The organism is Ruegeria sp. AB7 (assembly GCF_056542625.1).
The window spans coordinates 328,948-353,139 of the sequence record NZ_JBQGAC010000002.1; the positions used below are offsets into that span (position 1 = coordinate 328,948).

Genomic DNA, 24,192 nt, shown 5'->3' on the forward strand with positions numbered 1-24,192 from the left:
CATACGTGCATCATTGGATTGGCCTATGGATCGCAACAGCATCATAAAGGTCATCGCGCTGATGGTGACGGGTTTCGGGATCGGGATCGATTTTACCGGTGCCCTCATGCTGGTCCCGGCAATCGAAAACAGCTTTGACGCCGACATCACCAGCACCCAGTGGGTTCTGAATATTTACGCTCTGTTCTTTGCCATGACGATGGTGGCCGGAGGTCGCCTGGGTGACATGTATGGTCATCGCAAGATGATGATCATCGGTCTTTCGATCTTTCTGTTTGCGTCGGTTTTATGCTTTGTCTCACCCGGTTTGGACTACCTGATCGGCGCACGCGCCTTGCAGGGGATCGGGGCGGGATGCGTGTGGCCCTGCACGCTTGCATTTGGAGCCACCAAAGTGTCGAAAGAAGAACACCGCGCATTGGTGATGGGGCTGATACTGGCGGGTGTCACCACGGGTAATGTCTTTGGACCGATGATTAGCGGCGCGGTGGTCAATCTGGGTGATTGGCGGTTGTTTTTCCTCGCCAATGTGGTGTTTTCCAGCATTTCGATGACGACTGCGATCCTGCTGATGGAGCGTGAGACCGAGCATAAGAAAGGTGAACACATCGACTTTGCCGGGATGGGTATCCTGTCTTTTGCAGTTTTGCTCTTGCTTTACGGTTTGGACGTTGGTGCCGATTGGGGCTGGACTTCGCTGCCGCTTTTGCTGCTGTTTTTTGTCAGCGCCGTTTTGTTCCTCCTGTTTCCGAAAGTCGAAAAGAGGGTCAAGGAACCCTTGCTAATGCCTCAGTTGATGCAGAACCGAGAGTTTCTGATTACCTTAGGTCTGAATATGTTCAACGTCTCGGCAGCTTTTGTCGGGCTGCTTTATTTTCCGCAGTATATGCAAAAAGTCTTGGGATGGTCTGTGTTCCAATCGGCGCTGGGTTTGGCACCGCTGACGGTGTTGCTAGCGGTCGGATCAATCGTCTCGGGTACGCTGTATAACGATTTTGGGCCCAAGCGACTGCTGTTTTGGGGATATATTTGCGCCACAGTCGGGGCGGCAAGCGTTGTCATCATGCCTTCCGGGACCGGATATTTTCAGATTCTTCCCGGAATGGCGCTGATTGGTTTGGGCGCAACGCTGACGGTCGGGCCTTCGGGAACAGCCGCTGTATGCGCGGTCAAGCCGGAACGCGCCGGACTGGTTGGCGGCCTGAGTTTCATGACCCATCTTGTCTATGGAGCAATCGCGGTCGCCTGTGCGACGGCGGTCATGTATGTGACAAGCCTGTCCAGCCTGAAAACCCGATTGACCGCGTCAGGCATCAACATGTCCGAGGCTGATCAGAAAGCGATCAATGGTGGAACGCTGAACACAGACTCGGCAAAAGCAGTGCTTGAAAAGTTGAATTCAGGTGAAACTGAAAAGGTTCAGGCCGCCATTGCGGCGGCCTTTGATACCGGAATGAATATGGCTTTTGTATTCGCCACGATCTCAGTCGCTGCCGGAATCGTCCTAGCGCTGATGCTGGATGAGAAGAAACTGCACAAGGTCGAAGGGTAACCCGTACAGGTGTAAGTATGGGGCCGCTGGTGGCGGCCCCTACCCTTTATTGTGACGGTCCAGTCGGATTGAATGCGGACAGGCCTTTGAGAATATCGATGGCATAGGCCAGTTGATAATCCTCTTCCCGCAGCTCCGCGGTGGCTTCGGCCTTGGCGCGATCTTCTTCGATCTGGCGAATCTCGTCCTCGCTGAGGCTGTCATTGTTCAGGCTGCCACGCAGATCGGCCTCGGACCGGGTGCGGGTGTTTGTATCTTCCTCTTCCTCGTCAACCGGGTTGTTGCGTGGTTGTTCAACGATGATGTCCGGGCTGACGCCAAGCGCCTGAATCGAACGACCCGAGGGCGTGTAGTAGCGAGAGGTTGTCAGACGCATAGCCCCGTCACCCCGAAGCGGCATGACCGTCTGCACCGATCCCTTGCCGAAGCTCTTAGTGCCAACCACGATGGCGCGATTGTGATCCTGCAAGGCGCCCGCGACAATTTCCGACGCCGAGGCCGAACCACCGTTGATCAGCACAACGATGGGCTTGCCCCCGGTCAGATCGCCGGGTGTTGCGTTGAATCGCTCACCATCTTCGAGATTGCGACCCCGGGTCGAGACGATTTCGCCCTCATCCAGGAACGCGTCAGAGACCTTGATGGCCTGTGTCAATAGCCCGCCCGGATTGTTACGCAGATCCAGAACGATGCCATTGACGTTTTCGATGCCTCCGGCCTCTTCGATCTGTTCTTCCAGTCCTTCCTTGAGGTTCGGATAGGTTTGGTCATTGAAGGTCGTGACACGCAACACGACACTTGTACCTTCGGTACGTGCACGAACTGCGGTCAGCTTGATCGTGTCGCGAACGATCGTTACGTCGAATGGCTCCTGCTCGCCTTCACGCACGACTGTGATCACGATTTCCGATCCCACCGGGCCGCGCATCAAGTCCACGGCTTTATCCAGCGTCAGCCCCAAAATGCTCTCGCCATCCACATGAGTGATGAAATCGCCCGCTTCGATACCAGCAGCATCCGCTGGAGTGTCATCGATGGGCGATACAACTTTGACAAAGCCTTCTTCCTGCGTGACTTCGATACCGAGCCCGCCAAACTCGCCACGTGTCTGCACGCGCATCTGCTCGGCATCATCAGGCGACAGGTAGCTGGAATGTGGGTCTAGCGAGGTCAGCATCCCGTCAATCGCAGCCTCGATCAGCTCGTCGGTTTCTACCTCTTCGACATACTGGGCGCGAATACGTTCGAAAATGTCACCGAACAGATCAAGTTGTTCGTAAACGCTTGCCTTGTTCTCGGCTTCTTGCGCAAGCAGAGGGCCTGCGATCTGTGTTGTTGCGACTATCCCTGCCACGGTGCCGGCCAGTCCGGCCATCACAAATTTCTTCATACTCGTTTATCCATCCTTGTCCGTCCGGAACCATGATTCCGGGTCCACTGGGCTGTTATCCTGTCTTACTTCTATATAGAGCGTTTCTGACCAGTCAGTTCCAGTGCCATCACCGCTTGTTGACATAATAGCGCCGATTTCCGGAGTTTCACCCGGCATCAAACCCACCGGAGTACCCTCGGGTATCACTTCCCCGGTCAGACCATATACCTCTTGCAGACCTGAGAACACGAATAGCAATCCGGGCTGGGGTTCAAGGATCACAAGATTCCCGAGATCCAGCAAGGGCCCGCGGTAACGGATCGTGGCAGCCGTTGGCGCGGTGACCAATGCGCGGGGTCGCGTGCCCAGCACCAGCCCGGGGCGCGTTACCCCCGCGGCATCCGTTTCGCCCGCCCGGTGCAGCATGACCCCTTGTGCGGGTAACGCGATTTGACCTTTCCGGCCCGAGACATCTGCATTTGTATCTTCAATCTCACCATCGGTGATCTCGGATAACCCACTGGCAAACCCATCCAGCGTTTCGGTCGAAGATATCAGGATCGCTGTACGCACAGGATCTTCTACGAAACGGCGCGGCAGATCGGTCCGGTCCGCTATCGCCTCACTAAGCTGCGTGCGGGCATCCTGAACACCCTCCAACCCTTCGGTCAGCGTATTGGCAGCGTTTTGTTGAAGCTGTCGCAGTGTCTGTACCTCTTGCAATTCGTTTGCTAGCGCCTGAGCCTGCGCGTTTAACCCAGGCGTGACTTCGGACAACATCATACCAGTGCGCGCGGCCCCAAGTGGGCCGGACGGGTGCAGCATAAGTACCGGAGGCGCGGTGGTTTCGATCGTCTGCAGAACACCTAGCAGCTGCGCTACCTCCTGCTCTTGTACCTGCAATTCTGCAGTCAATTGCGCCTCGCGCAAGGCCGCGCGGCGCAGGCCGTCGCGCATGGCGCTCAGACCAGCCTCGTAGGCTTTTATGGTTTCGGTCAGAGCTTTGACCCGGTCGCGGGCAGATTCGGCCTCTGTCAACGCGATCGAGGCTTGCTCCAGCATCTCGGCCGCTTCTAGTGCCGCCTTTGACGGGCTGGTTTGGGCGACGACAGGGCTGGCCCAAATCAGCGCTGCAGCAACGATCGGGCACATTCTCATGTCAGCAAGCTTTCCCCTGTCATTTCAACGGGTTTCGGCAATTCCATAAGCTGCAACAAAGTTGGAGCAAGATCGGCCAAGCGCCCATCGCGCAGGCTTGAACCTTCGGGGCCGCCGACCAGAACGACAGGCACGGGGTTCAGCGTATGGGCCGTATGTGGACCGCCCGTTTCCGGATCGACCATCATTTCACAATTACCATGATCTGCGGTCACAATCATCGCACCCCCGACCTGCTTCAGCGCTGCAACCACCTGGCCCAGACCTTGATCAACAGCTTCACAGGCTTCAATCGCAGCTTGCACATCACCGGTATGACCAACCATATCTGGATTGGCGTAGTTGGTGACGATCAGATCATATCCGCCGTGGATCGCCTCGACGAACTTTTCTGTCACTTCGGCCGAGGACATCTCGGGCTGCAAATCATATGTCGCCACTTTGGGCGATTTGGGCATGAAGCGATCCTCGCCACCCTCAGGCTGCTCTTTGCCACCGTTCAGGAAGAAAGTGACATGAGGGTACTTCTCGGTCTCGGCCAGCCGGAACTGGCGCAGGCCTTGCTTTGCAACCCATTCGCCCAGCGTGTTCACGATATCCCGCTTGGGAAATACGGTCGTCATATAATCGTTATGGCCATCGGAATACTCAACCATGCCCAGTAACGCCGACAACTGCGGGCGCGGACCGGAGTCGAACTCGGCAAAACCGGGCTCCCCAATTGCCCGCAGGATTTCTCGGGCACGGTCGGCGCGGAAGTTCAGGCAAAAGAACCCGTCACCGTCCTTAATACCGGAATAACCAGCAAGAACCGTGGGCGCGATAAACTCGTCGGTTTCGGATTGGGCGTAGGCATGGTCGACGGCCTCCTGGGCCGAGGCCACGGTGCGCCCCTGACCTTTGACTATTGCGTCATAGGCCTCGGAAACGCGTTCCCAGCGATTATCGCGGTCCATGGCAAAGTAGCGCCCACAGACGGTGACGACCTTTGCGCCATCGGGCAACCGGTCTTCGAGTTCGGCGATATAGGTAAAGGCCGATTTCGGGGCCACATCGCGCCCGTCGGTGATCGCATGTAGCGCCACAGGCACACCCGCATCGGTAGCCGCTTTGGCGGCAGCTACGATGTGATCCAGGTGCCCGTGCACGCCCCCATCCGATACCAGCCCCATCAGATGCGCTGTCCCGCCTGCAGCTTTCACCTTAGCGATGAAGCTCTGCAGCGCCTCATTGTGAAAGAAAGAACCGTCTTCTATGGCTAGGTCAATCTGCCCCAGATCCATCGCAACCACGCGCCCAGCCCCGATATTGGTGTGACCAACCTCGGAATTACCCATCTGACCACTAGGTAGACCCACATCCGGCCCGTGCGTTATCAGTTGCGCATGAGGACCTTCAGCCATGAGAGCATCAAAGGTTGGCGTATTTGCCAGATAAGGCGCATTGGCCTTGGTGTCGTCGGATAGGCCCCAACCATCAAGGATACAAAGGACAACGGGCTTTGGCGCGGTCATGAAAGCTCTCCGATTGAGGCGGCGTTGCTGTCTTCTACCCCCTGCCCGCTCAAGGTTGAACCGTCATTAGGGCCGCGAATGAAGAATTAATCTGTCTTGTAGTCCCCAAAGGGTCGCGCTTTGCGGTTACGGTATTTAACGGTCAGCTCAAGCGGCATCTCGTTTTCGTCGTAAATACCGATCACCACGCCTGTTCCTCGGCTTGATCCACGCATGTTTAGCAGTTGTTCTTCCGACCGGGTCGTGCGCTGCGACTGGCGCCGCGTCCAGGTGAACAGGTGATCATACATCTCGGCGATGATGTCTGCATGCTCATCGCTTACGCCAAGGTCCGTCAGCTCATTCGGATCATTCTCTAGATCAAACAAAAGCGGGCGATAGCCCCCTTCACAATGGATCAGCTTCCATTTCTCGTTTGCAACCATGAACATGACCGCATCCCGAACCGAGGCGTTCAGTGTCTGCGCAATGGGGGATGCGGAGTAGTCGTACTCACAAATCACCACATCGCGCGGAGTGCTTTCGGCCTGACCGTGCAGGATGGGCAGCAACGAATGCCCCTCCAAAATGTGCCCTGCGGGTTCACCGCCTGCAATCTCCAGAAACGTGGGCGCTAGATCGATGGATTCGACCAATGCATCGCATGTGGTGCCGCGTGTGGCATCAGCCTCGGGCGATGGATCAAAGATGATCAGCGGCATTTTGGTAGAGGCGTCATGGAAGAAGGTCTTCTCTCCCATCCAGTGATCGCCCAGAAAATCCCCGTGATCCGAGGTCAGCACGATCATCGTGTCCTGCATTCGTCCGGTCTGATCCATCCAGTCAAACAGCCGCCCCATTTGGTCGTCAGCCTGCTTGATCAGGCCCATATAGGCTGGGATCACGGCCTCGCGTACATCCTGACGCGAGAAGGTCTGGCCGATTTTCGTATCCATGAACGCTTTCAGCACCGGATGAGCGTTCTGCCGTTCAGCTTCGGACCGAATGACAGGCAGAATGTGTTCGGGACCATACATCGAGGCGTAGGGTTCTGGCACAATATAGGGCCAATGCGGTTTGATATAGCTGAGGTGGCAGCACCACGGCCCCTCATGGTTTTCCATGAACTCCATGCCGCGAGAGGTGAGATAAGGCGTTTCGCTGTCTTCCTCGGCGATATTCGCGGCCTCTGACGAATTCTTCAGGAACCAACCTGAAAGTACATTGCCCTCTTCATCCAGCCCCGAATTGGCGAAGTCGTGCCAGGGGTTGTCACTCTCATAGCCTTTGTCTTTCAGATACTCGTTGTACCTTTTGGCGCCATCCGGGTCATAATACCCATCCGGCCCTTCGGGGCGCATCCCGTCATCGCGTTCAAAGACATCAAACCCGCATTCAGCGACGCGCGCGCCGATCAGGCTGTCGGGCTCAAGCCCCAAACGGGCCATGCCCTCGGCATCTGCGCGCATATGAGTCTTGCCGACCAACCAGCAATCCATCCCCGCCTTGCGCAAGTGATCGGCCATGGTGATCTCACCAACTTTCAGCGGGATTCCATTCCATGAAGCGCCGTGCGAATGCACATAGCGGCCGGTATAGGTCGACATACGGGAACTGCCGCAGATCGGTGACTGGATGTAGGCACGTGTGAACCGCATACCCATCGAGGCGAGACGGTCAATATTTGGCGTATGCAGATGTGGATGTCCGTAGCAGCTGAGGTAATCCCAGCGCAATTGGTCGAACATGATGAAGAGGACGTTCTTGGCTTTGTTCATGCCAAGAGGGTTATCCTAGCCTTCCATCTGTTGCAGCATCTTTTTCGCACGCTTGCACTGCAACTGGTCGCGCAGAGGGCTGTCGGGATCGATATCCTTTTGACAGACCACACATTTATCGGCACCCGAGATCGCGTTCAGGCCACCGCAGCTGCCTTTGATGGTTTTGCCCATCAACATCACACCCAGCGCCATGCCAACCATGACGATCAGCAACAGGAAAAAGGCTAGAATAAAGGTGCTCATAGCGGTTCCTACCGGTCAGTTGGTCCCCAGCGCATCCTTGAAGGCGCTGCTTTGTACGGTGATATAGGCTTCTTCTCCGCTTGTCACATCCCGCGAGATGAAGAACACGGCAAGTTTATGCTCTTCGGCCAGTTCCAGACCCTTTTCCAGACCCAATGCCAGCATCGCCGTTGCCCACGCATCCGCCATCATGGCGTTGTCTGCTAAAACAGTAACCGAAGTGGTGCGATGAGTAATCGGGCGGCCCGTCGTCGGGTCAATGATATGCGAATAGCGCACCCCGTCCTGTTCGAAGAAGTTCTTGTAATCACCCGAGGTCGCCATTCCCAGATTGTCGAGCGGCACGATCAACTGGATTGATTGCGCGCCAGTCTCGGGTTTTTCGATCCCGATGCGCCAGCTTTCGCCTTTGTCATTCTCGCCCATGGTCACCAGATCACCACCGATCTCGACCATATAGTTCTCGATCCCGGCCTCGCGCAGCTGTGCGGCAACCGCATCGATGCCATAGCCTTTTGCAATCGCAGACAGGTTGATCCCGACTCCGGCCTCTGACTTGGCCAAAGTGCCCGCTCCGCGATCCAAGTCTAACAGCCGCGCTTGCCCCACTTGCCCAAGCGCTGTCGCGATCTCGTCATCTGCCGGAATTGGGTCTTCAGGTTTTCGCGGTCCAAACCCCCACAATTCGATCAGCGGACCAAGGGTAACATCAAACGTACCACCGGATTTCTCGTGAACCTCATTTGCGGCCTCGATGACGAAGGCAAATTCGTCTGACACTTGCATGGGGTCCGTGCTGCCTGAGGCCGAGAAGGTCGAGACCTCGGAATTCGGGTCCCAGTTGGACATCTTGGCATTGACCTGCGCCAAGGTCTCCTGAACCGCTTGCCCCAGCGCTGCTTCGTCCAAATCATCGCCGATTGCGGTGATGTTGAACGTGGTGCCCATCGTCTCGCCGGACAGGCGTACCACGTCAGGCTCTTTGCCAAACAAGCAGGCCGAAACAGTCAAAAGTAAGGCCAGTGCGATCAGTGGGCGCATGGTGCAATCTCCCGGGAGTGTTCTTGCCCGGCATATGCCAGTGAGCCTGTTCAGAGTCAAACCGGCCTCAAATCTTGAGCGGCAAAAACGCCAATGTAAAAAGCCCGATTGCTGCCGGGACGCCAAACAGCCAAGCGCGCTTTTGCCAACCTTCCGATTGCTGTTTCCAAGCCATGCGAAAATTATGGCCGCAGACCACCACTATAAAGAATATCAGCGCGGCAACTGGTGGCGTCAGATACAGGTTGCTCACAAGCAATTTCCTTTTGAAGTGGCCAAGTTACGCCGGTTTTCGAAATTGCACCCTATACAGGGCCGGTCCCTGCGGTAAGGTAGGTTGTAAGGACAATACCGGTGAAAGAGGAGACCGCCCATGGCCCCAAGCTCTTACCAGCCTCCGACACGCGGCGACAAGGCCGCGGCGACAACCCGCAGTCAATCAGTTGAGACCAATCTGTCGCATACCCAGACAACGGTTGCGAAACTGATGGAAGGCAAAGGTGATGCTGTGTTTTCGGTGCGGCCCAACGACACGATTCACTCGGTCGTGGATATCTTGCGCGAAAAACGCATCGGGGCCGTTGTTGTGACGGATCAGAATGGTGCCCTGCAGGGTATCCTGTCCGAACGTGACATCGTGCGCCGTATGGCGGAAACGCCCGGCCAGACCCTACCCCAATCCGTGGCTGATCTTATGACGACCGAGGTTAAAACCTGCAGCCCCGAAGATTATCTGAACGACGTGCTGAAAACCATGACCGAAGGCCGGTTCCGGCATATGCCCGTACTGAGTGATGGAAATCTGCGCGGGGTGATCACCATTGGCGATGTGGTTCATTTCCGCTTGAAAGAACTGGAATACGAAGCACTTAGAATGAAGCAAATGATCGTCGGCTAGCGACTTACGCTGATACGCGCGCGATTCCGGTGTGCGCGGTCGAGATAAATCGGACAGAACCAGGCGAGATTTCCGCAGCCGTCAACTGATCGGTGATGAACGCACCTGTATCAATCGAAATGACATCATGCTCGACCTGAGCTTCGTCGACGATGGTATGGCCATGCACCACCCATTGCTCGTCTTTCCGGCGTTTCTTGCGGAAATGAGGATGCCCCCAAAGGCAAGTTCTGTCCTGTTGCCGATCGACCGGCTGCGAAGGATCAAGCGCGGCATGAACAACCGTTACATTCCCGCTCGTCCAGGTCAGCGGCCGATCTTGTAACCAGTCCAGAAGCGGTTGTCCCATCGCTTGCTGCAGTTGTTCGGCAACGGCTTGCGGGTTGGACTGGTCAATATCCGCAAGCCCAAACGAAGCCAAAGTCTGAGCACCGCCATTATACAGCCAGACACGCGCCATCCGTGTTGGATCGGACAAAAACCCAAGCAGCATATCTTCGTGATTGCCTTTCAGGCAGATCGCCCAGGTTTCGGGGTTCGTGTCGAGGTGATGTAGCTGACGCAACACCTGCGCGCTGTATCCGCCCCGGTCAACATAGTCGCCTACAAACACCACCGGACAGTCGTTATCCAGCGCAGGCAGGAGCCGTTGTAAAAGATCCAACCTCCCATGAATGTCTCCGATTGCGTAGAATTTTTCTGTAGGCGCCAATGAATGCAGATTCACCGTCTGATCAGGCGGTGTTTGAGATGCGATAAGCCTTTTGATCCATCCGGTTAACATAAGACCTGCTGCCCAATGCGGCAAAGTATGAAGCGGAATTCGCCAAATGCAGACGTTGATATTGGCAGCCTGCCCAACATCAGCCCCAAAATGAAAATGGTCGGTCCCAAGGGTTGGAACCGACCGATTCTGTTTATCCGCCGAAATCGTCGAGCATGATGTCTTCGCGGTCCACGCCCAGATCCAGCAGCATGTTGATGACCGACTGGTTCATGATTGGCGGACCACACATGTAGTATTCGCAATCCTCGGGTGCGGGGTGGTTCTTCAGATATTCCTCGAACAAAACGTTGTGGATAAAGCCAGTGTAGCCTTTCCAGTCATCCTCGGGCTGGGCGTCCGACAACGCAACGTGCCATTCGAAATTGTCGAATTCCTTGGCCAGCGTGTCGAAATCTTCGACAAAGAACATCTCTTTCTTCGACCGCGCTCCATACCAGAAGCTGATCTTGCGGTTGCGGTTTTCAAGGCGTTTGAGCTGGTCAAAGATATGGCTGCGCATTGGGGCCATACCAGCACCACCACCGATGAAGACCATCTCTTTTTCTGTCTCGCGAGCAAAGAACTCACCAAAGGGACCTGAGATTGTGACCTTGTCGCCCGGTTTCAGGTTGAAAATATACGACGACATCTGACCCGGAGGGATACCTTCGGACCCAGGAGGGGGCGAAGCCACGCGGACGTTCAGCATGATCATGCCTTTTTCATCCGGATAGTTTGCCATGGAATAGGCGCGTTCGATCGGTTCGGCGACGACGGATTTGTACTGCCATAGATTGAAGCGATCCCAATCCTCGCGATATTCTTCTTCTACGTCGAAATCCGTATAGGCGAGTTGGTGTGCAGGCGCTTCGATTTGGATGTAACCACCAGCGCGGAAATTCACATCCTCACCTTCCGGGAGGTCCAGCGTCAGGGCTTTGATAAAGGTCGCCACATTCTCGTTCGAGCGAACTGTGCATTCCCATTTCTTGACGCCGAAGACCTCTTCGGGAACTTCGATGTCCATATCCTGCTTGACTGCAACCTGACAGGATAGCCGGTCACCACAAGACGCCTCGCGCTTGGTGATATGGCTTTCCTCGGTCGGCAGGATCGAGCCACCGCCGGAATGCACGCGCACGCGACATTGCGCGCAGGTGCCACCACCACCACAAGCGGAGGGCACGAATAGCTTCTCTGCCGCAAGCGTCTGCAGCAGTTTGCCACCCGCCGGGACCGAGATTGTTTTCTCACCATTGATGGTGATGTTCACGTTACCGGTTGAAACCAGCTTGGACCGCGCCGCCATAATGATGGCAACCAAACCAAGAACGATAACGGTGAAAAGGGCTACACCTAAGCCAAAGGTTTCCATTCCGCCCTCCTTACAGTTTCACGCCCGAGAAGGACATGAAGGCCATCGCCATCAGTCCAGCGGTGATGAAAGTGATGCCCAGGCCTTGCAGACCATCGGGAATGTCCGAATACTTCAGCTTTTCCCGAACACCCGCCATCGCAGTAATCGCCAGAGCCCAGCCAAAGCCAGAGGACAGACCGTAAGTCGCCGCTTCGGCAAAATTGTAGTCGCGTTCCACCATGAACAGTGAACCACCCAAAATGGCGCAGTTTACAGTGATCAGCGGCAGGAAAATCCCAAGCGCGTTGTAGAGCGGGGGGAAGTACTTATCCAGCACCATCTCTAGGATCTGAACCATCGCTGCGATCACGCCGATATACGAGATCAGTCCAAGGAAAGTCAGGTCCACATCCGGGAAACCTGCCCAAGCCAGCGCACCTGGTTTCAGCAGATAGTTCAGCAGCAGATTATTCGCCGGCACGGTGATGGCCTGCACCACCATGACCGAGATGCCCAGACCCAGCGCAGTTGAAATCTTCTTCGAAACAGCGATGAAGGTACACATCCCCAGAAAGAAGCTGAGCGCAAGGTTTTCGACAAAGATGGCCTTTACGGCCAGTGAAATCAGACCTTCCATCAGTGGGCCTCTACCTGCTGGATTTTGTATTCACGCTCTTCCACCTGGTTCGGCTTCCATGTGCGGAAGGCCCAGATGATCAGACCGATGATGAAGAAAGCCGACGGCGGCAGCAGCAGCATGCCGTTGGGCACATACCAGCCGCCGTTGTTGACGGTCTCCAGAATGGTGACACCGAACAGTGACCCGGCGCCAAACAGCTCACGAATGAAGCCTACCAGCAGCAGGATCAGACCATAGCCCATGCCGTTGCCCATACCGTCGATAAAGGACGCGACCGGGGGGTTCTTCATCGCAAAGGCCTCGGCGCGGCCCATCACGATGCAGTTGGTGATGATCAGGCCGACGAAAACCGACAGCGTCTTGGAAATCTCAAATGCATAGGCCTTGAGGATCTGGTCCACCAGGATCACCAGTGAGGCAATGATAACCATCTGTACGATGATCCGGATCGAACCCGGGATTTGGTTTCGCAGGCACGAGATAAAGAAGGACGAGAACGAGGTCACGAAGATCACCGCCAGCGCCATCACCATCGATACCTGTAGCGACGAGGTTACCGCCAGCGCCGAACAGATGCCGAGCACCTGCAGCGTGATCGGGTTGTTGTCGACAAGCGGGTCGACCAGCATCTCTTTCTTGGTCTGAGACATCAGAGCTCTCCTGCTTGCAGTTTGGCCAGGAACGGAGCATAGCCCGCGTCGCCCATCCAGAATTTCACCAGGTTGTCGACACCAACCGAAGTCAGCGTCGCGCCTGCCAGCGCATCGACATAGAAATCAGGGCCTGCTGCGGGTTGCGACTTGGCAACGGTGATTTGCAGATCGCCTGCATCATCGCGCAGCTTTTTGCCATTCCACAGCGCCTTCCAGCGAGGATTGTCCACCTCGGCGCCAAGGCCCGGTGTCTCACCGTGTTGATAGAACTGCAGGCCGTAGATATCGTTGCCGTTGTTTTCCAGCGCGATGAAACCATAGAGCGTGGACCAGAGGCCATAGCCGTGAAGCGGCAGGATTACCTTGTCGAGCGCCCCGGCATCATCACGCAGCAGATAGATCACGCGGTACTTGGACTTGCGCCCGATCCCGGCCGGGTCATCGTCCAAAGCGACGCTCAGTTCTGGATCGCTGGCAGCAGCGATATCATCGAAGGTGGTCGCGTCGAACTGATCGTCAACGAATTCACCTGTAGACAATTCCAGTACATGCGGCTCAAAGGCAGCGAATGCCTCGGTCACATCAATGCCTGGTTCGTAGATGCCGGCAACTTGCAGAACGTTGACTTGCTTATCCTTCAAACGGTTGATTTCCTGCACCGGGCGCAGGCTGACCGCAGCAGCAGACACGACCATCGAGGCTACAAGGCAGACGGCAACGGCAACAAAGATAGTCTTGCCAACCGAATCTGGCGAAGCAGCCAGAAACTTGGCAATCGCTCCCTTGGGTTCATTGGATTGCGTATCAGACATGGCGACGCGCCCTCCGTTTGATGTTTGCCTGGACGACGAAATAGTCGATCAGCGGCGCAAAAACGTTTCCGAACAAGATTGCCAGCATCATACCTTCTGGGAAAGCGGGGTTAATGACGCGGATCATCACAACCATGATACCAATCAGCGCGCCATAGATGTAGCGGCCCATATTGGTGTGACTGGCCGAAACGGGCTCGGTTACCATGAACGCCAGACCAAAGGCGTAGCCCCCAAGAACGATATGCCAGTACCAAGGCATCGCGAACATCGGATTTGTGTCTGATCCGATCAGATTCAGCAGAAGCGTGAAGCCTATGGTGCCCGCAAGACAGCCCACAATCAGGCGATAATTGGCAATCTTGGTCGTCAGCAGGAAGGCCAGGCCGATCATGCAAGCCAGCGTCGATGTCTCTCCAAAGCTACCCTGAATTTGCCCGAAGAACGCATTGGCCCAGGTGATCCCGTCGGCCGCCAGTGCCTGAACGCCTTCAGCAGCGGAGATGCCCAATGCAGTCGCACCGGAAAATCCGTCCACCGGGGTCCAGACTGAATCCCCCGACATTTGCGCGGGATAGGCGAAATATAGGAAAGCACGCCCGACCAGCGCCGGGTTGAGGAAGTTCTTGCCCGTGCCGCCAAATACTTCCTTACCGATCACGACACCGAAAATGATGCCTAACGCGACCTGCCACAATGGCGCAGTCGCAGGCATAATCAGGGTGTAAAGCATGGAGGTTACTAGAAAACCCTCGTTGACCTCATGGCCGCGCACAGTGGCGAAGATGACCTCAAAAATACCGCCCGCAACCAGTGTGGTGATGTAGATCGGAAGGAAATACATCAATCCATGCATCACATTGGCGAAAATGCTGTCAGGGTTCAGCGAGATACCGAACATCTGCAGGATCGCAATCCGCCATCCTGTTGCCGAATCCGGTCCCAACGTAGCAATGGCCGAGTTTGCCTGATAGCCGGTGTTATACATCCCCCAGAGGATTGCGGGGATCGTAGCAATCACGACGTAGGTCATGATCCGCTTCATATCCACGTAAGAGCGCGCATGCGGCGCGACGGTCGTGACGGTTTTCGGAGTGTAGATAAAACTTTCCACCATCTCGTAGATGGGGAAATATTTTTCGTACTTGCCGCCCTTGGTAAAGTTCGGCTCGATCCGATCGAAGAAGCTGCGCAAACCCATGTGGATCAGCCCTCCTTTTCAATCTTGGTGAGGCAGTCGCGCAGCGCCAGCCCATATTCATATTTCGCAGGGCAGGCAAAGCCCACTAGGCCCAGATCTTCTTCGTCCAGTTCCAGTGCACCCAGCGCCTGCGCGGTGTCGGTGTCCATCACCAGTAGCGCCCGCAGCAATTGCGTCGGCAGATAATCCTGGGGCATAAGCTCTTCGAATACACCCGTCGGCACCATCGCGCGGCGGCCACCGTTCAGGTTTGACGTGAATGAATAGAGCTTCTTGGCAAAAGCCGATCCCAAAACAGGCTGTACCGCATATTTCGAAGGCATAGGAAGAATCCAGCCCAGTGTGTGCTGATCATGATCTTCGCGAATAATGCTGATCTGGCGCGCAAAACGGCCCAGATAGGCGGTCGGACCATCGGCATGCTGCCCCGACAAGATCGACCCCGAGATGATCCGCGCGATCCCGTCGACTTTCACTTCATCCCGGGTCAGGTCATCCGTCGACGCGCCCATCACGGTGCGGATCAGGCGCGGTTGGCGCGCGCCCGGTCCAGACAGAGCAATCACGATGTTTGTATCCAGATGACCGGTCTGCATCAGACGACCGATCGCGATCACGTCCTGGTAGCCAATGGTCCAAACCTGCTTGTCCCCTCCCAGCGGCTCAAGGAAGTGAATATGAGTTCCAGCAAGGCCCGAGGGGTGTGGGCCGGAAAACGCAGCCGCTTCTATACCTGGCAGATCGGAACCGGGGATGGATGCCCCCTCTTGCTGGCACAGATAAGTCTTGCCGTCGGTCAGGTTTGAGACAGCTGCGAGACCAGCCGCAAATGCCTCGCCCGCATCCGCAATAACCAATGCCGCATCACCTGCCAGTGGATCGCTGTCCATGGCTGTCACGAAGATTGCTGTAGGCTTGGAGCCTGGTTCGGGCATCTTTGAATAAGGACGTGTCCGGAAAGAAGTCCACAGCCCGGCCGCGCAGAGCTTAGCCGTAACACCTTCGGCGGTCTCGGCATCGCCGGTGCCCGAGAAATCTATGCCGGCGTCATTGGCATCCGAAACCTCGATCACCACGCTCTGCAATACACGCCGCGCCCCGCGATTAATTGCCACGACCTTACCGGTCAGCGGCGCGACCATCATCGCGTCGGGCGCATCCTTGTGGCAGAACAACGGCGTTCCTCGCTGGACCGCGTCGCCCTCTTGCACCAGCATCTTGGGCTTTAATCCGATATAATCACTGCCCAGAACGGCAACCGACGAGAATTCAGGCCCCGGCTGGATTTTCTGTTCGGGCGCGCCTTCAACCGGCAAATCCAACCCTTTTTTTAGTTTGAAAGTTTGCATGTTGCTACGTTCTTCCAAGCCTTTGTCCTGCGCCTGCTGCGCGCCATCTTACAATGATGCCAGGAAATAACACGAAATTTCCCGTCTGTCCGGTCGCGAAAGCGCCATTATCCGACCAGAATCCGCAGGCGTATTTCCGATCACGGCTCCTTTACGCGGGGATGAGTGCAAACGCAAACCTGTTACCGCCCAAAATCGAAAAGGAATGTCACATTCTTTTGAGCTTACGGTCGTTCAGAACAATTTGCCCATTTAATTTGCGTGTCGCACAGGCTGATCAACCGGTGTAAGCAACCACAATGGACAACAATGATAAATTCGAGATTTTTCTGATTGCCACTCCAGGGCTCGAAACGCCTTTGTGTGCCGAGGCCATAGAGCGCGGATTCTCAGGCGCCAGGATCGTTCCAGGTGGTGTCGTGTGCCGTGGCGATTGGCCGGAAGTCTGGCGCGCCAATCTGGAATTGCGCGGTGCCAACAAGGTTCTGGTGCGACTGGGCAGTTTCCCCGCCGTGCATTTGGCGCAATTGGACAAGCGCGCCCGAAAGTTCCCGTGGGCGAGTTATCTCAGGCCAGACATTCCCGTGAAGGTCGAAGCAACCTGCCGCAAATCTCGTATCTATCATGCAGGAGCGGCGCGACAGCGCATCGAACAAGCCATATCCGAGGGGCTCGGCACCTCAATCTCACTCGATGGCAAAGTCCGCGTGCTGCTACGAATCGAAAAAGACATATGCACGATCTCCGTCGACACATCCGGCGAGCTCTTGCACAAGCGCGGTCATAAGCCTGCAGTCGCCAAGGCCCCGATGCGGGAAACAATGGCCGCGATGTTCCTGCGTGAGTGTGGGTTTGACGGGTCTGAACCGGTTCTGGACCCGATGTGTGGCTCTGGAACATTCGTTATCGAAGCGGCTGAAATTGCACTTGGTCTGCCCCCAGGCCGCTCACGTCAGTTCGCATTCCAAGATTTGGCAAGCTTCGATCCAGATGTCTGGCAAAAAATGCGCACTCGTATCGGTCAACCCGAAACAGAGCTGAGATTCTTTGGCTCAGATCGCAATACAGGCGCGATTGAGGCTTCACGCTCTAACGCCCGACAGGCACAAGTGGATCATGCCACCCGATTTCAGCACTGTTCGGTCAGTGATATCAAGCCGCCAGAAGGCCCAGCTGGGCTGGTCATCGTCAATCCGCCCTATGGGGCACGCATCGGTGATGAAAAGCGCCTGCGGTCGCTCTATGGCAGTTTAGGCAAGGTATTATCCAGTCGTTTCCAGCGATGGCGTGTGGGCATCATCACCACCACACCCGGACTTGCCCGCGCAACGCGATTGCCAATGCTTCCCCCCGGCCCAATCGTTGATCACGGCGGAACAAAAATCCGACTGTATCGAACCGATCCGTTGCAGTGACTCAGCGAATTCGCGGATCAGGCGAAGGGTTAAAACCACCCCTCGAATCCAGCGACGACATATGTGTGTACGCCCAAAATCCCTCTTGCACATCGATATGACGAGGTATAGATCACGCGCCACGGTCGGAGTGTAGCTCAGCCTGGTAGAGCACTGTCTTCGGGAGGCAGGGGTCGGAGGTTCGAATCCTCTCACTCCGACCAAAAACAAAGTTCCTGTAGGGCCTCTTTGTTTTTCTGCGATATCCAGCTTAGCAAAAGTCGCTAGTCATCCCAGTTCAGTTCAAACTCTTCGCGAAAGGCAAACCGTTTTAGGTGATCGGAAATCACCGTCTTCCAACTGTCTAGGTCACCGCGTTGATGCGCCGAGGCGCAAACTTCCAGTGCTACTGGCGTAGCCTTTAGTTCAACGGCATTGCCACTGCCAAAAGAAACGGTTCCAGTATCTGCATCGAACTCGACCTGTCCCTTATGTGACCAATGTTTGCATAATTGCTGTAAGTACTTGCTGGCATTTTCTGTTGTCGCCGATCCGATTGCGTTCTGCCGCGGCAAAAGCGCGAGGCCCTTTTGCGCTTTGGCGCGCATGCTTTTTGCGAAAAGGGTGACGTCAATTTCAGTGGCCAGAAAGGTCACGCCGATCTCAAGGCACCTACGCTGCATTGCTGGGTCCAGTGTTAGGATACCCGCGGCTTTACCTGCCGCGACGATGCGGGTCAGCGCGTCTTCAATGGCCTCCACAACATCTGGATGCCCGGCGTTGCCGATATGACCCATGTCGGCGGCCAGATCTGCAGGTCCGATAAAAACTCCGTCTACTCCATCAATCGTCAGAATGTCGTCCAGAGCGGCCATGCCCGCGTTGTTCTCAACCTGTAGCAGCAGACAAATCTGCTCATCCGCCGTATCGAGGTAGTCCGGGATTTTGGCAAATTGCGAAGCCCGCGCAAGGGATGATCCCACACCTCGGACGCCGCGTGGGGGGTATTGCACCGCGCGCACCAGTTCGCGCGCCTGATCAGCGCTTTCGACCATCGGCACCAGAATACTCTGAACACCCGCATCGAGATATTGCTTGATCATCCATGTCTCACCAATCGGTAGACGTGCAACTGGCGCGCTGCCCGAACTTTCGATCACTCGCACCTGTTCAAGGGTCGAGCGCAGGTCGTTTGGTGCGTGTTCGCCATCGACCAACAACCAATCGAACCCTGCGGTCGCGGAAATTTCTGCTGCATATGCGTCGGCCATTCCGATCCAGCACCCGACCTGAGGCTTTCCAGCCTTCAATGCAGCCTTAAAGGTGTTCTTTGGTGCGGGCATGTCGCTGCTCCTTTAGGCAAAACTGATGTCGACGGATCCGAACGATCCGAAATCGGCGTGGATTTCCGCACCCGATGGGCATTCGATCGGGCGAATGAAGCTGCCGGACAGGATCACGTGGCCGGGTTCAATCCTCTGGCCGTATTGCGCCATGCGACGGGCCAACCAGACCACACTTTCGACCGGATCATTCAATACGCCCGCACCCAAGCCGGTTTCCTCGATTTCACCGTTGCGGAAGGTTAGGGCCCCTACCCATCGCAGGTCAAACGCATCCGCTGGGTGGCGTTCCGCCCCTAGTACAATGCCGGCATTTGCGGCATTGTCGCTGATCGTGTCGAATACAGTGCGTGACTTTCCAGTCTCAGGGTCTGCCCGCTTTATACGAGTGTCGAGGATTTCAATGGACGGAGTAACATAGTCGGTCGCTTGCAAAACCTGATCGCGGGTCACATCTGCACCACCAATGGCATCTTTCATCACAAAGGCAATCTCGGCTTCGATCCGGGGCTGTATGAAACGACCAGCGGGAACGGTGTCTCCATTTCCGAAAGCCATGTTGTCAAACAGAATGCCGCTGTCTGGAATATTAATGTTCAATGCATATTGCATCGCCTTCGAGGTCAGCCCGATCTTCCAGCCGATGACCTTGCGCCCTTCCGCCAGCTTGGCCCGATAGATGGCATTCTGCACTTCATATGCGTCATCCATCGCCATTTCGGGATACCGCAATGTCAGTAGACCGACCTGCTCTTGCGTCCTTTCCGCGTTCAGCAGATCGGCGGCAGCGCGCGCGTGGTCTTCCGGGGTCATATCTGCTCATCCTCGATGGTGTTGCTCAGGGTGCCTATACCTTCGACGGATACCTCAACCACATCGCCAGGGGCCAGGTATTTTGGCGGATCAAATCGTGCACCTGCGCCGGTTGGGGTGCCGGTGACGATTATGTCGCCCGGTTGAAGCGTCATGAAGGTCGATATGTATTCAATCTCACGCCGGATCGGGAACATCATTCGGTTCAACGTATCGTCCTGCCGCAATTCACCATTCACATGGGTCTGAATGCGGGCGTCGTCCAGTTGGGCGGCATCGGTGAACGGGACCAGCCAAGGGCCGATGGCACCCGAATTGTCCCAGTTCTTGCCTTGCGTGACGTTGAACTTGGCGTGGCGAACCCAATCGCGGATCGTACCTTCGTTGCAAAGGGTCAGGGCAGCGATATGCTCATAGGCATCGTCCTGCGAAATCCGGCGGCCTGCTTTGCCGATCACGATGGCCACTTCACCCTCGTAATCCAGCGTGTGATTTTCGGGCGGGCGGATCAGAGGGCGATTATGGCCGGTAAATCCACTGGCGAAGCGTGGAAACAGCGACATGTATTTCGGCTGGGCACTGCCATCATTGTATTCCGCGTTGCGATCTGGAAAGTTCACGCCAACGCACAGAATACGGCGGACATCCGGCATCACCATCTCAAAGGTGAAATCCGTGTGGGTTACGGGCTTTCCATCGGCAGCCTTGGTCAATTGGCCAAACGCCCCGGCGGCGACAACCTCGTAGAGGCTTTTGAACTCGGCAAATTCGCTGTTTAGTGCGACCGCGCCTTCATCAGTGATCGCACCAAAAAATGTTTCACCGTTGGCAGTGTAGGTTGCAATGCGCATCAGGCCTCCTCGGCGTTATGGAACCCGCCCATACTACGATGTTTTAGATCAAGCATACTTTGCTTACGGTGCGATGATGGGAGACGCAGATAGGTCTGGCTCGTTTACATCCACACCGACAAAGGATGTGCCGTGTTCAAACCAACTGCGCGGCGCCGGAGCGCCCCAGAGCGTCTGACGCTGCGGGTCCTTCAGGTCCCATTTGATCGGCTCCAGATCGGGGTCAACGGTCTGATAATCCGAGCAATAAATCTCAATCCGGTGTCCGTCGGGATCGAGGATATACAGGAAAAAAGCATTCGAAATACCATGTCGCCCCGGGCCGCGTTCGATGTTGTCCACATAGCCGGTGGTGGCCATTAGATCGAGCAAATCAATGATGTTCAGCGGTGTTGGCACCCAGAAGGCCACGTGGTGCATCCGTGGGCCTTTGCCATTGGTGAAGGCCATATCATGCACCCCACCCTTGCGGTGCATCCACGCGGCCCACAGTTTCTTGCTGTCTTCGTCTTCCGTATACTCGGTCACGCGGAACCCGAAATCACTGTAGAATGCGACACTGTCATCGACATTGGTCGAGAAGCAGTTGAAGTGATCGATCCGCAGCGGTTTCACACCACGATAGAGTGCGTATTTCTGATGGATCGGCTCCAGGCGATCCATCCTGTGATAGAACTCCAGCGGTATGCCCATATTGTCCGAGGTTAACAGAGTCCGGCCCTGATAGGGGCGATCAACCCATGAGGTCGGTCGGCCTTTGGATATAAAATACGCCTCGGCCCGATCCAAATCATCCTCGTCGAATGTTTTGAAGCCCATGACCTCGACAGTCGCCGGCTGATCGGATTTCTGCAGGATCACACAATGATGTCCACGTTCCTCCATAGCGCGCAGGTAGACATGTGTGTCGCTTTCGTCCGAGACCTGCAAACCCAGAACCTCCGAGTAGAATTTGCGCGAAGCAACAAGATCGCTGACGTTCAGGCAAACATGGCTCAACCGGATCGTGTTGAAGTCGGGGTACAGGTTGGGGGCTGGAACGGGCATTGAAACCTCCTGTTAAACGGGGAAGATGACGTTGGTCTGACCAGTGCCGGAGCTTGGGAAATACTCGGTCACAACCTCGCATTTTTTGTCATAGGCGTCCCAACCCAACGCTCCGTAGAGCATCGACGTGTCATGCATCGAGCCTTCGCCGCAGCAGAAATTGGCATAGTCGCCCAGCATTTTCAGGAACGTGGCGTGGTCGCCGTTCTTCCACATCTCGAGCACATGCAAGTCCATCTGACGGTTGAATTCCGAGCTGATGGTGAAAGTGCCGTTATTGGCGGCATAATCCTTGTTCGCCCAGATCTTGTGCGACAACGAGCCTGACGCGACCAACAGCACCTTTTCATTGCTGGCCTCAACCGCTTCACGGATGGCCTCACCAATGACCCGGCTTTCGTCATGGCTATGCACCGTGGCCCAGGCCGCGACTGAGACGACTTTCATATCATGCTCGCGGCTCATGAAGCGCATCGGGACCAGCGTACCGTATTCCAGTTCGAGACTGTCCAAGTGATGCGCTAAAGTGTAGACGCCTTTGTCCGACGCGATCTTTGCGATGGCATCACCCATTTCAGGATTGCCCTCATAGGAATAGGGCAGGTCCTGGATGAACTGCGGGAACTCGTTCGACGTGAACAGACCTTCGAATTTTTCATTGGCGTTGATGTGAAACCCGGCATTGATCACCCAATGCGTGTCGCAAATGATCACCGTGGTCGCCCCCAGCGCTTTTGCACGGCGCGCGATTTTGCGGTGACCATCAATGGCAGGCTGGCGTTTGCCCTTAACCGGGCCTTCCTGCTCAGACATGAGCAGAGTCGGCACATGGGTCATTTTGGCGGCAAGAACGATTTCTCCCATGGTCTCCTCCTAGAGTTAAGGTTTTTCGCGCGATTGTCGTCTGAGGGGCCGCTATAGCTTACCCAACTGCATGATCTTGTGCTGGCCTGTGGCAAAGCCGACATGCTTTTGTTCCATGTAGAACTCAAAGCTCCAGTCGCCGCCATCGCGACCGATGCCGGACGCTTTGACCCCGCCAAACGGTGTGGGCAGATGGCGCACGTTTTCCGAGTTCACCCAGATCATTCCGGCCTCAAGCTTGTCCGTGAAACGTAACGCGCGGGTCAGATCGTTGGTCCAGACATAGCCGGTCAGACCATATTGCGTGTCATTTGCGATCTGCAGCGCCTCCTCCTCAGTCGAGAACGGGATCACGGTCAGGACAGGGCCAAAGATTTCCTCGCGTGCGATGCGCATTTGATTGTTAGCGTTAGTAAACAGGGTGGGCCGTACGAAGTACCCCTCTTCGCCCACCTTGACGCCACCGGCCGCGACGGTCGCGCCGTCTTCCTTGGCGATGTCAAAGTATGAAGTGACCTTGTTGTAATGCTCTTCCGTTACAAGAGGGCCAATCTCGGTTGCAGGGTCCAACGGGTGGCCGACTTTGATATTGTTCACGCGCTCGATCAGCTTGGCTTCGAACTCTTCCTTGATTGTATCTTGTACCAGCAACCGCGAAGAAGACGTGCAGCGTTCGCCGTTGATCGAATAGATCATGAAGATCACCGCATCCAGCGCGCGATCCAAGTCGGCGTCGTCAAAGACGATGACCGGGTTCTTACCGCCCAACTCCAGATGCATCCGTTTCAGCGTATCTGCGCCTTGCTTGGTAATGATGCTGCCCGTACGGCTTTCACCGACAAAGGCAATGGCTTTGATCAATGGATGTTCGGTCAGCCGTTTACCGGCGTCTGGACCGAAACCGTTGACAGTGTTCAGCACACCCTTGGGCAGACCGGCTTCTTCCGCAATTTCGACCAATAGCCGCGCAGACAGCGGTGAATCTTCAGCTGGTTTGTGGACGACCGTACAGCCAGCGGCCAGTGCCGGAGCGATCTTCCATGTCGAAAGCATGAACGGGGTGTTCCACGGCGTGATGACACCAACGGGCCCGATTGGGACGCGGGTGGTTATGTTCATCAGTGTCGGTGATTTCAGGTGTTGACCATCCCGCGCCTGAACCACCTGATCGGCAAAATAGCGAAAATTCTCAGCCCCTCGCAGAGCGGCTTTGGACATAAAGCGCAGGGTCTGACCAGTATCCCAGCATTCGCACAGCGCGATCTCTTCGGCTCTTGCCTCAATGCCATCTGCAACTTTAAGCAATATCCGGCGGCGCTCCGTAGCGGGCATGTCGCGCCAGTCTGCAAAGGCATTATGCGCGGCCTGTGCCGCCGTATCGATATCTTCCGCCGTGCCATGGGCAACGTCGCAGATCACCGATTTATCCACCGGAGAGATCGACTGGAACACCCCTGCTGACCCATCTTGATCTTCTCCTGCGATCCGGTTCTTTATCCCAGTCCTCTTGAAACGGGCAAGGAAACCATCAAGCCGTTCAATATTCTTGTGCAGGTCACTCATG

Annotated in this window: 23 protein-coding genes and 1 tRNA gene; 4 read left to right on the top strand and 20 right to left on the bottom strand. The window is 55.8% G+C overall.

The window, feature by feature from the left end; all coding sequences use genetic code 11:
- The first annotated feature begins 25 nt into the window (after window positions 1-25).
- Window positions 26-1,552 (top strand): MFS transporter, encoded by a 1,527-nt coding sequence (locus tag ACR0EN_RS07505; protein ID WP_480585978.1) that lies wholly within the window; start codon window positions 26-28, stop codon window positions 1,550-1,552.
- A 46-nt stretch (window positions 1,553-1,598) separates the two neighbouring features.
- On the opposite strand, the gene ACR0EN_RS07510 is transcribed toward ACR0EN_RS07505, so the two are convergent.
- From ACR0EN_RS07510 to ACR0EN_RS07540, 7 genes are all read right to left on the bottom strand, one after another.
- On the bottom strand, window positions 1,599-2,942 hold the full coding sequence (locus ACR0EN_RS07510; RefSeq protein WP_170393963.1) for a S41 family peptidase: 1,344 nt from the start codon (window positions 2,940-2,942) through the stop codon (window positions 1,599-1,601).
- 6 nt (window positions 2,943-2,948) lie between these two features.
- Window positions 2,949-4,076, bottom strand: a complete 1,128-nt coding sequence (locus ACR0EN_RS07515) for a murein hydrolase activator EnvC family protein (RefSeq protein ID WP_480585981.1) — start codon at window positions 4,074-4,076, stop codon at window positions 2,949-2,951.
- A 2-nt stretch (window positions 4,077-4,078) separates the two neighbouring features.
- Entirely contained in the window at window positions 4,079-5,596 is a 1,518-nt protein-coding gene (gene gpmI, locus ACR0EN_RS07520) for a 2,3-bisphosphoglycerate-independent phosphoglycerate mutase (RefSeq protein ID WP_480585983.1), read from the bottom strand.
- Between the two features lie 86 nt (window positions 5,597-5,682).
- Window positions 5,683-7,353, bottom strand: a complete 1,671-nt coding sequence (locus ACR0EN_RS07525; RefSeq protein WP_480585986.1) for a sulfatase-like hydrolase/transferase — start codon at window positions 7,351-7,353, stop codon at window positions 5,683-5,685.
- Between the two features lie 15 nt (window positions 7,354-7,368).
- Entirely contained in the window at window positions 7,369-7,599 is a 231-nt protein-coding gene (nqrM, locus tag ACR0EN_RS07530; protein ID WP_170393970.1) for a (Na+)-NQR maturation NqrM, read from the bottom strand.
- 15 nt (window positions 7,600-7,614) lie between these two features.
- Window positions 7,615-8,640, bottom strand: a complete 1,026-nt coding sequence (locus ACR0EN_RS07535) for an FAD:protein FMN transferase (protein WP_170561987.1) — start codon at window positions 8,638-8,640, stop codon at window positions 7,615-7,617.
- A 67-nt stretch (window positions 8,641-8,707) separates the two neighbouring features.
- Entirely contained in the window at window positions 8,708-8,893 is a 186-nt protein-coding gene (locus ACR0EN_RS07540) for a hypothetical protein (protein WP_170646884.1), read from the bottom strand.
- Window positions 8,894-9,013: 120 nt separating this feature from the next.
- Between ACR0EN_RS07540 and ACR0EN_RS07545 the strand changes: the two genes are divergently transcribed.
- Window positions 9,014-9,538 carry a CBS domain-containing protein gene (locus tag ACR0EN_RS07545; protein WP_170393976.1) on the top strand — a complete coding sequence of 175 codons (525 nt, stop codon included), beginning with the start codon at window positions 9,014-9,016 and terminating at the stop codon, window positions 9,536-9,538.
- A gap of 4 nt (window positions 9,539-9,542) precedes the next feature.
- On the opposite strand, the gene ACR0EN_RS07550 is transcribed toward ACR0EN_RS07545, so the two are convergent.
- The 7 genes from ACR0EN_RS07550 to ACR0EN_RS07580 form a co-directional block, all read right to left on the bottom strand.
- Entirely contained in the window at window positions 9,543-10,322 is a 780-nt protein-coding gene (locus tag ACR0EN_RS07550) for a metallophosphoesterase (RefSeq protein WP_480585990.1), read from the bottom strand.
- A gap of 133 nt (window positions 10,323-10,455) precedes the next feature.
- Window positions 10,456-11,679, bottom strand: coding sequence for an NADH:ubiquinone reductase (Na(+)-transporting) subunit F (gene nqrF, locus ACR0EN_RS07555; RefSeq protein WP_170393981.1), 1,224 nt, complete (start codon window positions 11,677-11,679; stop codon window positions 10,456-10,458).
- 10 nt (window positions 11,680-11,689) lie between these two features.
- Complete coding sequence (gene nqrE, locus ACR0EN_RS07560) at window positions 11,690-12,298, bottom strand: NADH:ubiquinone reductase (Na(+)-transporting) subunit E (protein WP_050603817.1); 609 nt, start codon at window positions 12,296-12,298, stop codon at window positions 11,690-11,692.
- Window positions 12,298-12,951, bottom strand: a complete 654-nt coding sequence (locus tag ACR0EN_RS07565; protein WP_152460184.1) for an NADH:ubiquinone reductase (Na(+)-transporting) subunit D — start codon at window positions 12,949-12,951, stop codon at window positions 12,298-12,300. Before ACR0EN_RS07565 ends, nqrE begins: the two co-directional genes overlap by 1 nt.
- Window positions 12,951-13,766 carry a Na(+)-translocating NADH-quinone reductase subunit C gene (locus ACR0EN_RS07570; protein WP_170393983.1) on the bottom strand — a complete coding sequence of 272 codons (816 nt, stop codon included), beginning with the start codon at window positions 13,764-13,766 and terminating at the stop codon, window positions 12,951-12,953. Before ACR0EN_RS07570 ends, ACR0EN_RS07565 begins: the two co-directional genes overlap by 1 nt.
- Window positions 13,759-14,967: an NADH:ubiquinone reductase (Na(+)-transporting) subunit B gene (locus ACR0EN_RS07575; protein WP_170407221.1), complete on the bottom strand. Its 1,209-nt coding sequence runs from the start codon at window positions 14,965-14,967 to the stop codon at window positions 13,759-13,761. The genes ACR0EN_RS07570 and ACR0EN_RS07575 overlap by 8 nt, the downstream gene beginning before the upstream one ends.
- Window positions 14,968-14,972: 5 nt before the next feature.
- Complete coding sequence (locus ACR0EN_RS07580) at window positions 14,973-16,316, bottom strand: Na(+)-translocating NADH-quinone reductase subunit A (protein ID WP_170818314.1); 1,344 nt, start codon at window positions 16,314-16,316, stop codon at window positions 14,973-14,975.
- Between the two features lie 299 nt (window positions 16,317-16,615).
- Between ACR0EN_RS07580 and ACR0EN_RS07585 the strand changes: the two genes are divergently transcribed.
- Window positions 16,616-17,731 (top strand): THUMP domain-containing class I SAM-dependent RNA methyltransferase, encoded by a 1,116-nt coding sequence (locus ACR0EN_RS07585; RefSeq protein WP_480585993.1) that lies wholly within the window; start codon window positions 16,616-16,618, stop codon window positions 17,729-17,731.
- A gap of 126 nt (window positions 17,732-17,857) precedes the next feature.
- Window positions 17,858-17,934 (top strand) — tRNA-Pro (locus tag ACR0EN_RS07590).
- A gap of 60 nt (window positions 17,935-17,994) precedes the next feature.
- Here ACR0EN_RS07590 and ACR0EN_RS07595 read toward each other — a convergent pair.
- The 6 genes from ACR0EN_RS07595 to hpaE form a co-directional block, all read right to left on the bottom strand.
- Entirely contained in the window at window positions 17,995-19,053 is a 1,059-nt protein-coding gene (locus ACR0EN_RS07595) for an aldolase/citrate lyase family protein (RefSeq protein ID WP_480585996.1), read from the bottom strand.
- A 12-nt stretch (window positions 19,054-19,065) separates the two neighbouring features.
- Entirely contained in the window at window positions 19,066-19,866 is an 801-nt protein-coding gene (gene hpaH, locus ACR0EN_RS07600) for a 2-oxo-hept-4-ene-1,7-dioate hydratase (protein WP_480585999.1), read from the bottom strand.
- Entirely contained in the window at window positions 19,863-20,717 is an 855-nt protein-coding gene (locus ACR0EN_RS07605) for a fumarylacetoacetate hydrolase family protein (RefSeq protein ID WP_480586001.1), read from the bottom strand. Before ACR0EN_RS07605 ends, hpaH begins: the two co-directional genes overlap by 4 nt.
- Before the next feature lie 63 nt (window positions 20,718-20,780).
- Window positions 20,781-21,764, bottom strand: coding sequence for a 3,4-dihydroxyphenylacetate 2,3-dioxygenase (hpaD, locus tag ACR0EN_RS07610; RefSeq protein ID WP_170818311.1), 984 nt, complete (start codon window positions 21,762-21,764; stop codon window positions 20,781-20,783).
- A gap of 12 nt (window positions 21,765-21,776) precedes the next feature.
- Window positions 21,777-22,628, bottom strand: coding sequence for a 3,4-dihydroxyphenylacetate 2,3-dioxygenase (gene hpaD / locus ACR0EN_RS07615; RefSeq protein WP_170561957.1), 852 nt, complete (start codon window positions 22,626-22,628; stop codon window positions 21,777-21,779).
- Between the two features lie 51 nt (window positions 22,629-22,679).
- Window positions 22,680-24,191 (bottom strand): 5-carboxymethyl-2-hydroxymuconate semialdehyde dehydrogenase, encoded by a 1,512-nt coding sequence (gene hpaE / locus ACR0EN_RS07620; protein ID WP_170663431.1) that lies wholly within the window; start codon window positions 24,189-24,191, stop codon window positions 22,680-22,682.
- Window position 24,192 lies beyond the last annotated feature (1 nt).

Excerpts from the sequence above, each read along its gene's own strand:
- hpaD (WP_170561957.1), bottom strand. The coding sequence starts at position 22,628 with ATGGGAGAAATCGTTCTTGCCGCCAAAATGACCCATGTGCCGACTCTG.
- ACR0EN_RS07545 (WP_170393976.1), top strand. The coding sequence starts at position 9,014 with ATGGCCCCAAGCTCTTACCAGCCTCCGACACGCGGCGACAAGGCCGCG.
- ACR0EN_RS07550 (WP_480585990.1), bottom strand. The coding sequence starts at position 10,322 with ATGTTAACCGGATGGATCAAAAGGCTTATCGCATCTCAAACACCGCCT.
- ACR0EN_RS07535 (WP_170561987.1), bottom strand. The coding sequence starts at position 8,640 with ATGCGCCCACTGATCGCACTGGCCTTACTTTTGACTGTTTCGGCCTGC.
- ACR0EN_RS07565 (WP_152460184.1), bottom strand. The coding sequence starts at position 12,951 with ATGTCTCAGACCAAGAAAGAGATGCTGGTCGACCCGCTTGTCGACAAC.
- ACR0EN_RS07580 (WP_170818314.1), bottom strand. The coding sequence starts at position 16,316 with ATGCAAACTTTCAAACTAAAAAAAGGGTTGGATTTGCCGGTTGAAGGC.
- ACR0EN_RS07515 (WP_480585981.1), bottom strand. The coding sequence starts at position 4,076 with ATGTGCCCGATCGTTGCTGCAGCGCTGATTTGGGCCAGCCCTGTCGTC.
- hpaE (WP_170663431.1), bottom strand. The coding sequence starts at position 24,191 with ATGAGTGACCTGCACAAGAATATTGAACGGCTTGATGGTTTCCTTGCC.
- nqrE (WP_050603817.1), bottom strand. The coding sequence starts at position 12,298 with ATGGAAGGTCTGATTTCACTGGCCGTAAAGGCCATCTTTGTCGAAAAC.
- ACR0EN_RS07525 (WP_480585986.1), bottom strand. The coding sequence starts at position 7,353 with ATGAACAAAGCCAAGAACGTCCTCTTCATCATGTTCGACCAATTGCGC.
- ACR0EN_RS07575 (WP_170407221.1), bottom strand. The coding sequence starts at position 14,967 with ATGGGTTTGCGCAGCTTCTTCGATCGGATCGAGCCGAACTTTACCAAG.
- ACR0EN_RS07510 (WP_170393963.1), bottom strand. The coding sequence starts at position 2,942 with ATGAAGAAATTTGTGATGGCCGGACTGGCCGGCACCGTGGCAGGGATA.
- ACR0EN_RS07595 (WP_480585996.1), bottom strand. The coding sequence starts at position 19,053 with ATGCCCGCACCAAAGAACACCTTTAAGGCTGCATTGAAGGCTGGAAAG.
- nqrF (WP_170393981.1), bottom strand. The coding sequence starts at position 11,679 with ATGGAAACCTTTGGCTTAGGTGTAGCCCTTTTCACCGTTATCGTTCTT.
- ACR0EN_RS07505 (WP_480585978.1), top strand. The coding sequence starts at position 26 with ATGGATCGCAACAGCATCATAAAGGTCATCGCGCTGATGGTGACGGGT.
- gpmI (WP_480585983.1), bottom strand. The coding sequence starts at position 5,596 with ATGACCGCGCCAAAGCCCGTTGTCCTTTGTATCCTTGATGGTTGGGGC.
- ACR0EN_RS07605 (WP_480586001.1), bottom strand. The coding sequence starts at position 20,717 with ATGCGCATTGCAACCTACACTGCCAACGGTGAAACATTTTTTGGTGCG.
- ACR0EN_RS07585 (WP_480585993.1), top strand. The coding sequence starts at position 16,616 with ATGGACAACAATGATAAATTCGAGATTTTTCTGATTGCCACTCCAGGG.
- hpaD (WP_170818311.1), bottom strand. The coding sequence starts at position 21,764 with ATGCCCGTTCCAGCCCCCAACCTGTACCCCGACTTCAACACGATCCGG.
- ACR0EN_RS07570 (WP_170393983.1), bottom strand. The coding sequence starts at position 13,766 with ATGTCTGATACGCAATCCAATGAACCCAAGGGAGCGATTGCCAAGTTT.
- nqrM (WP_170393970.1), bottom strand. The coding sequence starts at position 7,599 with ATGAGCACCTTTATTCTAGCCTTTTTCCTGTTGCTGATCGTCATGGTT.
- hpaH (WP_480585999.1), bottom strand. The coding sequence starts at position 19,866 with ATGACCCCGGAAGACCACGCGCGCGCTGCCGCCGATCTGCTGAACGCG.